This is a genomic window from Streptomyces sp. UH6, from assembly GCF_013421635.1.
Taxonomy (GTDB): domain Bacteria; phylum Actinomycetota; class Actinomycetes; order Streptomycetales; family Streptomycetaceae; genus Streptomyces; species Streptomyces abyssomicinicus.
This window is the reverse complement of the sequence record NZ_JACADT010000793.1, coordinates 1-2,660: the sequence shown is the minus strand read 5'-3', so window position 1 is coordinate 2,660 and position 2,660 is coordinate 1. Positions and strand designations below refer to the sequence as shown.

Genomic DNA, 2,660 nt, shown 5'->3' with positions numbered 1-2,660 from the left:
GCAGGGCGTAGCTGTGCAGGCCGGCCGCGCAGCCGCTGAGCCGGGCCTCGGGCAGGGATTCCCGGACGGCCGCGGCCAGTGCCTCACGGCGGGAGCGGTAGCGGGAACGGACCCGGCGCAGGTGCCGGTCGAGCAGGCCGCTGCGCATCAGCTCGGCGAAGGCGAGCTGGGTGAGGGTGTCGGAGCCCTGGTCCTGCCGGGAGCGGACCCGTTCGAGCAGCGGGTAGAGCCGCGGGGGGATCGCCAGCCAGCCCAGGCGCAATCCGGGGACCAGGACCTTGCTGGTGGTGCCCGCGTACACCACGCGCTCGGGGTCGCCCTCCTGCAGCGCGGCGGGTCTGCCGCCGTGCTCGAACCAGAACTCGCCGTCGTAGTCGTCCTCGATGATCCAGCCGTCCCGCTCCCGCGCCCATGCGAGGAGCTGCGCCCGCCGCGCGGGGGAGAGCATCACGCCGGTCGGGAACTGGTGCGCGGGGGTGACCAGGACGGCGCGGGCGCCCGTGCGGTCCAGGGCCTCGACGACCAGGCCCTCCTCGTCGACCGGCACCGGCACCGGGGTCATCCCGGTGTCCAGGATGAACCGGCGCTGCCCGTTGTGCCCCGGCTCCTCGATGGCGAGTTCGTGGATGCCCAGCCGCTTCAGGGAGTCGGACAGCAGCGCCAGTCCCTGCGCGAACCCGGCGGTGACCATCACCTGCGCGGGCTCGGTGTGCACCGACCGCACCCGGCCCAGATAGCCGGCGAGTTCGTTGCGCAGCTCGGCGATGCCGGCGACCGGCGGGTAGTCCATGCCCTCGCGGCCGACGTTCTGCAGCACCTTGGTGTAGGAGTTGAGCCACTCCTGGCGGGGGAAGTTCGACAGATTCGCGATGCCGACCCGTAAGTCCCAGCGCGACTGGGCGGCCGGGCGGGAGTCCAGCAGGGGCGCGTAGCCGCCGCCCTCGGGCAGCTTCCGGGTGACCCGGGTGCCCGACCCGCGGACCGCGTCGAGGTACCCCTCGGCGATCAGCTGCTCGTACGCCTCGACCACCACACTGCGCGAAAGCCGCAGGTCCTGGGCGAGTTGACGGCTCGACGGGAGCCGCACTCCGGGCTGCAGGACCCGGTCCTCGATCCGCACCTTTATGGCGTTCTGCAGCTGTGTGGTCAGCGGTACGGCCGAGTCCCGGTCCACCTGGACCGACAGATGCCAGGCCATCTGGTCTGCTCCGTTCCCCCCGCAGTGGTCTGGGTGTCCGCCCGCGTCCACTGGCGTCATAGAAGCGCCAACGGCCCCTAGTTATAGCACTCCGAGGAGAAAGCCCCATGGCTGAGACAACTGGCGTACTCACTCCCGAGTTCCACCAGCGGGACGGCGCCACCCGGTTCGACGAGATGATCGAGCGCCGGACGCTGCGGGTGGGAATCGTCGGACTCGGTTACACCGGTCTGCCGCTCGGTCTCGGGTTCGCCACCGCCGGCTTCCCGGTCCGCGGCCTGGACACGGACGCCCACCGGGTCGGACAGGTGATACGCGGCGAGTCCTACCTGCCGGACGTGAGCGACGCCGAACTGGACGGCGTCGCCGACCGGCTGAGCGCCACCACCGAGCCCGGCGAGCTGGCCGGCTCCGACGCCCTGATCGTCTGCGTGCCGACCCCGGTCACCGGCGACCAGCAGGCCAACCTGGACTACGTGGAGTCCGCGATGGACTCGGTGGCGCCGCTGCTGCGCCGCGGGATGCTGGTCGTCCTGCAGTCCACGGTCCCCGCGGGCACCACGGCGGCCGCGGCGGCCAAGCTGGCCCGCGCCACCGGGCTGGAGCCGGGCACCGACTTCCACGTCGCGATGGCCCCCGAGCGGGTCGACCCGGCCAACACCAACGGCTGGAACCTGGCCAACACCCCGAAGGTGGTGGGCGGCCTCACCAAGGAGTGCACCCGCCGCGCGGCGGCCCTGTTCGGGCAGGTCTGCGAGACGGTGGTGCCGGTCTCGCAGCTGGAGGTCGCCGAGCTGTCCAAGGTCTTCGAGAACACCTTCCGGCTGGTCAACATCAGCCTCACGCTGGAGCTGTCGGACCTGTGCCGGCAGCTGGACATCCCGGTCCGCGAGGTCATCGACGCCGCCTCCACCAAGCCCTACGGGTTCCTCGCGCACTACCCCGGTCCGGGCGTGGGCGGCGAGTGCATCCCGGTCGACCCGCTGTTCCTGCGGGAGGCCGCCGCGGCGGCCGGCACCGAGACGAAGCTGGTCGACGCCGCCTACGAGCGCATCGAGCGACGGCCCCGGCAGGTCGTCGAGCGGCTGGCGGAGCTGTTCGCGGAGCGCGGCTCCTCGCTGCACGGCGCCCACGTGCTGATCGTCGGCGTCAGCTACAAGAGCGGCGTCGCCGACCTGCGCAACGCGCCCGCCCTGGAGATCGTCCGCGGGCTGCGGGCCGCCGGCGCCCGGGTGTCGTACCACGACCCGCTGGTGCCGGGCCTCGCCGTGGACGGCGAGCCGGTCAAGGCGGTCGGCTGGTCCGCGGTCGAACTGGCCCAGCAGGACGCCGCGGTGCTGGTCACCCCGGTGCCGGGTCTGGAGCGGGACCTGCTGTGGCGCATCCCGCCGCTGGTCCTCGACACCCACAACAAGCTCTCCCCGGCCAGCGCCGTGGCGGTGCTGTGATGGGGGCGGCCCTG

General features: G+C 72.6%; 2 protein-coding genes. One reads left to right on the top strand and one right to left on the bottom strand.

Annotated features, from left to right (window positions below; genetic code table 11):
* A partial coding sequence (locus HW445_RS25915) for a PLP-dependent aminotransferase family protein (RefSeq protein ID WP_180223316.1) occupies positions 1–1,198 on the bottom strand: 1,198 nt, incomplete at its 3' end.
* Positions 1,199–1,305: 107 nt separating this feature from the next.
* Between HW445_RS25915 and HW445_RS25910 the strand changes: the two genes are divergently transcribed.
* Positions 1,306–2,646 carry a nucleotide sugar dehydrogenase gene (locus tag HW445_RS25910; RefSeq protein ID WP_180223315.1) on the top strand — a complete coding sequence of 447 codons (1,341 nt, stop codon included), beginning with the start codon at positions 1,306–1,308 and terminating at the stop codon, positions 2,644–2,646.
* The last annotated feature ends 14 nt before the right edge of the window (positions 2,647–2,660 follow it).

What these genes read in the sequence shown, in the direction of transcription:
- HW445_RS25910 (WP_180223315.1), top strand. Translation starts at nt 1,306, where the DNA reads ATGGCTGAGACAACTGGCGTACTCACTCCCGAGTTCCACCAGCGGGAC.